Annotated in this window: 5 protein-coding genes; 2 read left to right on the top strand and 3 right to left on the bottom strand. The window is 53.6% G+C overall.

The genetic code is table 11. The features are described 5' to 3' along the window. Nucleotides 1–210 precede the first annotated feature (210 nt). The gene (locus RC85_RS24065; protein WP_068267296.1) at nt 211–2,211 is read left to right on the top strand and encodes a M48 family metallopeptidase; all 2,001 of its coding nucleotides are present in this window, start codon (nt 211–213) and stop codon (nt 2,209–2,211) included. A gap of 110 nt (nt 2,212–2,321) precedes the next feature. On the opposite strand, the gene RC85_RS24060 is transcribed toward RC85_RS24065, so the two are convergent. Next, on the bottom strand, nt 2,322–3,197 hold the full coding sequence (locus RC85_RS24060) for a DNA adenine methylase (protein WP_068267295.1): 876 nt from the start codon (nt 3,195–3,197) through the stop codon (nt 2,322–2,324). A 57-nt stretch (nt 3,198–3,254) separates the two neighbouring features. Beyond that, complete coding sequence (locus RC85_RS24055; RefSeq protein ID WP_068267294.1) at nt 3,255–3,839, bottom strand: LURP-one-related family protein; 585 nt, start codon at nt 3,837–3,839, stop codon at nt 3,255–3,257. Nucleotides 3,840–3,960: 121 nt separating this feature from the next. On the opposite strand from RC85_RS24055, the gene RC85_RS24050 reads away from it, so the two are divergent. Further along, nucleotides 3,961–6,084, top strand: a complete 2,124-nt coding sequence (locus RC85_RS24050) for a peptidylprolyl isomerase (RefSeq protein ID WP_162273256.1) — start codon at nt 3,961–3,963, stop codon at nt 6,082–6,084. Between the two features lie 8 nt (nt 6,085–6,092). Here the strand turns inward: RC85_RS24050 and RC85_RS24045 are convergent, their stop codons facing one another. Continuing rightward, on the bottom strand, nt 6,093–6,974 hold the full coding sequence (locus RC85_RS24045; protein WP_068267292.1) for a hypothetical protein: 882 nt from the start codon (nt 6,972–6,974) through the stop codon (nt 6,093–6,095). Nucleotides 6,975–7,795 lie beyond the last annotated feature (821 nt).

Here is a 7,795-nt window from a genome sequence, read left to right as displayed (position 1 = left end):
CGGCGTAGCCGCGAAACCGAGCCAGAGAATTGGTTACAGAGAATTGATGTGGGGCAGCCATCCGGGTGCTCGCGCACCCGGCAGGGAGCTGCCGGCCCTCCGGGCCTAACTCGCAGTATCTAATGCGACGTCCCGAGCGAAAGGCGACTATAAAAAGTCGTACGTTCCCTAGCAGCGTCCCGTCCGATAGTCCAACGACGATTTGAATCTATGGCAACTGATTTTTTCCAACGGCAATCCGAAGCTCGTCGCAGCACCACGTGGCTGATCGGTATGTTCTGCATCGCGGTCATCTGCATCGTTGGTCTTGTTGTTGCCGTGGCGACGGTGGTGATGATGCAAGTTCAGGTAAAAAGCTATCCTGTCGCGATTGGTGATCGCCTAGACCAAGGACTGGAACAAGCACCCGAACAATTCGTCGTTCCGCTGATCGCTGGCATCGTGACGCTGTTGATTATCAGTGGTGGAACGCTGTTCAAAATCGCTCAACTGCAAAGCGGCGGTGGAACCAGTGTCGCCGAGAACTTGGGCGGCAAACGGATCTACCCCAACACGACCGACCGCGTCGAACGTCGCTTGATGAACGTGGTCGAGGAAATGGCACTCGCGTCGGGCACGCCGGTGCCACCGGTCTTCTTGTTGGAAGAACCGGGGATCAACGCATTTGCTGCAGGCTATTCGCCCAGCGATGCGGTTTTGGGGATTACTCGCGGATGTGCCGAACAATTGACACGCGATGAATTGCAAGGTGTTGTGGCGCACGAGTTCAGTCATGTGCTCAACGGCGACATGCGGATGAGCATCCGTCTGATCGGAATTCTGCATGGCATTCTATTGATCGGCCTGACCGGACAACTGATCTTCAGGATGTTTATTTATTCCGGCGGCAGCCGTCGTCGCAGCAGCAACAACAACAACGGCGGCCAAGCCATCTTGGTCATGATGGCCATCGCCGTCGCGTTGCTGGTCCTAGGTTTTGTCGGCACGTTTTTCGGCAACTTGATCAAGGCGGCCGTGTCCCGCCAACGCGAGTACTTGGCTGATGCTTCGGCTGTCCAGTTCACTCGCAACCCAGCCGGGATCGCTGATGCACTCAAACGCATCGGTGGATTTCCAGCCGGCTCGCGTCTAAACGCTGCGCATGCGGCCGAAGCCAGCCACATGTATTTTTCGCAGGGCGTTTGGGAGGGCATCTCGGGGCTGTGGGCCACACACCCGCCGCTGAAGAAACGTATCCTCGCGATCGAACCCGGATGGAAGGGCGGCTTCCTGGAGAGCGGAGCTCAATCGCAAGGAAACGTTGCGCCCGGAGCAGCAGGTTTTGCCGGACAGACGACTGGAACGACGCAAGCGAGCTGGGGCTCATCAAGCACCAATGTTCCGATCTCGATTGTCGATCATGCGGTCGATCACGTCGGCGAACCCAACCAGCAACACCGCGACTATGCCGCGGATTTGATCGCGTCGCTGCCAACGTCGATACTGGAAAACGTACGCGAACCGTACTCCGCTCGGGCGATCGTTTACTGTTTGCTGATGGATCACAAACGCGACATACGCGCCCTGCAAATGCAGATTCTAGCTAAGCATGCCAAGCCCGATGTCGTGACTCTGGTTGGCAGACTGCAAAGCACCGTGGACGAGCTTGACGTGCGAGCTCGGCTGCCGATCGTTGACATGGCGCTGCCTAGTTTGCGAGCGATGAGCCAATCCCAATTCAACGAATTCAGAAACTGCTTCATTCACCTCGCCAAAGCAGACCAGCAGATTGACCTGTTTGAATGGACGCTCGCGCAGGTGTTGATGCGGCACCTTCGGTCTCAGTTTGAACAAGTCAAGCCAACGCGAACCAGCTACTACAATTTGAAGAAGCTTGGTCCCCAATGTGCGACGCTGTTGTCCGTTGTTGCCTCGGCTGGCAATCCCGAGGACGTTGCCCAGCTTTCGTTTGCCCGCGGCGCGGCGCACTTGCCCGAGCTACAGATGATCCAACAGCCATCGAGCGGAAATGCGATGAAAGAACTTCGTGATGTCTTAAGTACGTTGTCCACGGTGGTTGCCAAAGAGCGTGGCCGAGTCGTCGACGCCTGTGCGGCAGCCATCTGCGCCGACGATCATGTCACCTGGCAAGAAGCCGAGTTGCTGCGAGGCATTTCGGACCTGCTGGACTGCCCGATGCCACCCTTACTAGTCAGCGATTCGTTGAAATAAATCGTTAACCACGGATGGCTTTCGCGGGACCACGGATGTGCATGCAGCCAAGTAGGCCGGAACAAGCTTAGCGCAGTTCCGGCAATTGCACTCTCGCGGTCTATTCCAGCTTAAAAATTGCACCACAAGCACTCGGTCTTCTTTTCTTTCACCTTGCCGGATGCAGCTTTGTTGTCAATCTGGAAATCGTGACGGTTCCAACCGTGTTGTTTTTCCCACTTTGTGTACAACTCACTTGGATAACCGCTAAGCATGAATTTGCCTGTCAATCCGGCCAGCGTGTCCAATAAATCTTCATGCTCGGATTCGGTCATCTCAAACGCATACTCGCCCGTCGAGGCACGAGTTTCGTGGACATACGGTGGGTCACAATAAAACAGCGTCTTGGGTCCGTCTTGTTTGCGAATCACCTTGATCGCCGGTTGATTCAGGATGACAATATTTCGCAAACGCTGGTGAACATCGGCCAAGCCTTCGACCACATTCAACCATGCCGAAACCTGCTCATTTATCCGGCTCCGCGTTCGGTTTCGCGACAAGGTTGCAAAGTCTCGCATCAATCCCTGACGCGATTGTCGTGCTAGGATGAAAAATTGAACTGCGCGTTGCACCGGAGAAACATCATTCTCTGATTCAGCCTTACGAGAATACTCGAGGGCCTGATCGAACTCGGCTTCACTGAAGGGCGTCAATTCGATTCGTTGTTGGAACGCTTCAAAGTGCTGCGGATCCTGAAGGACTCTCCAGAAATTGATCAATTCACCGTGAAGATCGTTAACGACTTCGCTGCTGCCTTTTTCAGCGGAGGATACTTTTCCATCGCCCGTCGCGATCCAATCGCGGTCAGGATCACGGGCCAACAGGATCCCGCCGCCGCCAAAAAACGGTTCGACATAGTGCAAGTGCGGTGGCATCAAACCCACGATCCATTTGCGTAGATAGTATTTACCGCCGTGCCATTTTAATGGTTGAGTCAGTTTCGTCATAAACAGGATTCGTTTGGGAGGATATTGGTATCGATGAAAAAGATGAACCGGATTCGTTCACCCGCGGCGACGTTCTAGCAGCACCAACATGATCAGGGCCATCAACGATCTCAGTTCGTCGTCCTCGGGCAGTTCGCCCAGTTTTTCGATCGTGTACCTTCCCTCCCAAACGGCCGGTTGCTTGACGAGTCGCAGAACCGGCGTGCCATCGGTTCGACGAATCAGATAGCTGGGATTGATTAGATAAGTCGCAACGAAGCCGAGGATCGGAATCTCCGAAAGCACGCTTTCAAAGATCTTCTTCATCGGGCTCTCTTCATTGATTTCCATATCAACTTGGCCGTCTTGCATGACCTCATAGCGAGCAGACCAAAGCGAACGCATGCCCTTGCGCCGCACCGCTCCCCAATCATTGCCCTGGCCATCGGTGAAAGAATAATTGGCGGACCAGTCGATCATTCGGTCCGCCTCGATATGAAAGATCACCTGCGTCTGATTCTCGTCCGAGAAAATTTCGACCTTTTCTTTCAGCTTGAACATCTTTTGCTTGATGAACATCAACATGCTGCCTGACGCATCGGTGGCAGTAATTCGCTGGCCAAAGGTCAGCAGTTTGAATCGAAGATCAATCGGATACTGCATCAAAACTGCTCGCGTGGGAGGAAAACTGAACTGCGTGAGTGTATCGGTATGCCACGCTTGATCAATCCGAGACTACAATCAGAGGTTTAATAAGATCGACCAATCCGCCTCGCTGAACATGTTGAAAACCACCAAAACATCGAATCGTCGTCAGCTCTCCAATCGCAACCGATTGATGAAGGCCGAGTCTTTAGAATCTCGTCGCTTGCTTGCCGGCGATGCACCCACGTTTGAATTACTGGGTGATCAAACGGTCGAAGTGGGTTCGCCGCTCCATTTGCCGATTGATGGATTTGATGCCGACGGTGGACCATTGACCGTCTCGGTGGAAGTAAGCAATCCAGAGGCGGTGACGGCGGAAGTGATCACGGGTAATCGGAGCCTGCGATTGGATGTCGCCAGTTTTGGCACGATGATCTTTGAACTGTATGAAGGCAGAGCACCGCGGCCAACCGCTCGGATTATCGAACTGACCGAAGCCGGATTCTATGACGGTATTATCTTCCACCGCATTGTCGATGATTTTGTTTTGCAGGCGGGAGACCCCAACGGGACCGGGCAAACAGGTTCAGACCTGGGAACGTTCGACGATCAGTTTCATCCTGATTTGCAGCACAACCAAAATGGCGTTCTATCGTTTGCAAAGACGTCTGCCGATGACACCAATAATTCACAGTTCTTCATTACCGAACGCGAAACTGTCAACACTCGCAACCTTGATTTCAACCATTCCGTGTTTGGGCAATTGGTCGAAGGGGAAGATGTTCGCGAGACGCTTAGCGAAGTCCCCGTGGAAGTTCCGCCCACCGGTCAACAACCGACCAATCGACCCATCACCGATGTCGTCATTGAGTCGGCGACGATTTTTGAAGACATTGAAAACTCGATCGTCATGTTGCGAGCCATCGGGGCGGGCGGGCAAAGCGATGTCACAATCACGATCGCCGATGCGGAGGGTAATTCTTCGTTTGAAACGTTCACTGTTAATACCATCGGTGATCAATTCAACGCCGGACCTTACCTGGTTGACCCTGGTCCAGTCATCTTGGCACCTGCCGGTCAAAGTTTTTCGTTACCGCTGACAGCGATTGATATTGAAGAAGAACCATTCCAATTCGTCGGGTTGATTTTTACCGAGAATTTTGGAACCGCCAACATCAACACCGCAACGCAAATTCTTGAACCGGTGAATGATGAACTGCAATTGGAACTCGATGAGGGCTTCGTTGGTGACATTGATCTGATCATCGGCGTGCGTTCGTTTTCTGGAAACCCAAACCACATCGACACTCAAGGATTCACCATCGAAGTCGTCGATAGCCTGACCGCGCCAACATCCATCGACTTGGCGTCCAGCAGCGATAGCGGATCGAGCAATGATGATAACATCACCAACGCCAACCGCTTGGTGTTTGACGTCAGCGATGTCACCGCTGGTGCCGACGTTGAAATCGTTCGCGCGGACACCGGTGACGTCCTCGGTTTGACTCGTGCCAGCGACGAAAGCGTCAGCGTTGATGTTGATTTACCAGATGAATTTCTGGACGGCACTTTGGAACTGATTGCCCGGCAACGCGTTGGCGATGTGATCAGCGACGCGACGAATTCCTTGTCGGTTGAAATCGATCGCTCCTCGCCACAATTCCTGGGTTCACCGATCCCCGAACATCTTTTCGCGGGCGACGTGTTATCCGAAGTCTTGACCAGCAATGAATCAGATGTTGACTGGAGCCTAATCTCTGGGCCCGTCGGATTGACCGTGGAACTAGCGACCGGGCAAGTCAATTGGCCCACCACCGCTGACACGCGCGACCTGCATCCGTTTGCGATTCGGATCGCGGATCGTGCTGGAAACGAAGCCGAACAGTCTTATTCGATCAATGTGACGTCTAGGTATTTCAATCCGATCGATGCTTTTGACGTTAATGGATCAGGCGAAGTTGATTCGCTCGACGCGTTGATCGTGATCAATGCGATCAGTCGCAACGGCGGTGAGATTGAACTGCCCGAAACCGATGGCAGTGAACCATCGCCGCTGAATCAAGATTTTTTTTACAACACGAATAATGACACAGCGATCACCGCGTTGGATGCGCTGGTGGTAATGAATGAGATCGCCCGCCGTCAGGCTGGTGGCGGGCCGAGTCTCGATGCCGAATCGATCATCACATTTGATTCGTCGTCACCGATTCACGGTTTAGGCGAAAGCGATGACGAGCGAGATGAACACAGGATGCTGTTCTAAATTTATTGTTACAACAAAATCTGAACCGATGCATTCAGCAATGCGGCGTCATCAGTACCGATGGTAACTTGTGATCCGGCGTTGTGTTGGATCGTTGGCATATCGGTGATGTACATTCCGCCGATGGTCAGACCGGTGTAGAAACGGCCGAGCTGGGTCCATGTGGTCCAACTGAAATCGATGGTCGCTGAATGATCCGAAAACTCTTTGCTAAGAGCTCCAGCGACGGCACCACCGTTGAATTGGTAGTCGGCTTCAAGGTCGTAGTAGCCAAACCCGAGGTCCACGTTGGTGGGTCGGCCGAATACAAAACCATCCCAACCAAATACTCCCTTGCCGCCGAGGAAGTCAGAATTGAGCTCTTCGCTTAGCAGACGCACTTGGTTGTACTCAGCATCAAAGCTTTGATCGAATGCCATGTAGCTAAACGCCATGCCTGCGGACAAACCACCGAATCGTGTTTGCCACGTATCTCTGATCGTAAAGTCACCACCGTAAAGATGAAGGTCGCCGCCTAAGTGGGCGCTACCGCCGGTGAAGGCGTTGCTTGCACCGTCGATGGGGTTGAAGACATCGACATCGCTGGGACTTTGCGTTTGGTTTGAAAGTGACAAGCCATAGAAGATGCGAGTTTCAAAACTGGTCCGCGTGTGCAAAAATCTGCGAACGGCTTTCAGTTCCCAGCTTGCCCCGACGTTATCCAAGTCGTCCTGGAATGCCGAGCGACCTTCGGAATCCTGGCCAAGATCGTAACCCGGCATCAGCGTACCGATCGTGCTTTTCCCGAAGGTAAGATCAAAGGGACGCGGCGCGATGGTAGATTGAGCGTGAACGCTGGTCGCAAAAATGCTGGCCAGCATCCCGCAAATCATCAGGTGGTGGAAACGCATATAATGGTGCCGATTGAGAGAGTCTTTTTGGGGGGAGGCTTCTTATCGTTCTATCGAAACCTTCCCGCCGACCTGTCGAGACTCGGCTTGGCGAAAGCACAGAATGGTGTGTGCATGCGTTGAGTGTTAAGCGTTAACGAGACCTGGACGCATCGATCGATCAATCTCAAATTCGGGATTCTGATCAGTGCCCGGAATATCTGGCTTGACGAGGCCTGGAAGAGTTTGCCGGATGCACGGGTGTTGCGGAATGCAAGGAATGCATATTAACGCCCAAGCAAAATGATGCATTCGTGATCATGCGATGCCTGACCATGCTCTGTTTCCGAAGCAAAGCACCCGGCTGTGTGTGTGCCGTGTGTTTGGGGTTCGCCGTGCCAGGGGCGGTCGCGCCTCTGGCGACCGCCCCTCACACATTTGGCGAACCGTTGATATCAGCGATCGAACGAATGTTCTTTAGCAAAAGACTGCCTTGGGGGAAGCTTTCACCGCGCAGACACACCCATCCGGGACCGACCGGTCAGCCGCTCAAGTGTGCGAGCGACGATCGATCACAATGCACACCCCGTTCCAAAAACACACCCCAGGGTGCAGACGCCCCAATCGGCAGACGTTTTGTAGGCGGTAGCGAGTAGAGCGAGTTACGGCAGGTAACGCCGTGAAGGGTTTCCAAATTGTTTAACCGCGTGGGCATCGCCTGGTCCGCTAAAAGTTTGGGGTTGCGGCAGCTAGGCGATTGCGCAGGTTTTGTTCCGTCTGGGAGAGTCCCAAATCCTCTTCGCGAGCAACATGGATGCCCGGCGTTAGCGAGTCTGCCACCC

The sequence above is a fragment of the Rubripirellula obstinata genome (assembly GCF_001642955.1).
Lineage (GTDB): Bacteria > Planctomycetota > Planctomycetia > Pirellulales > Pirellulaceae > Rubripirellula > Rubripirellula obstinata.
This window is presented reverse-complemented; position numbering and strand designations above follow the sequence as displayed.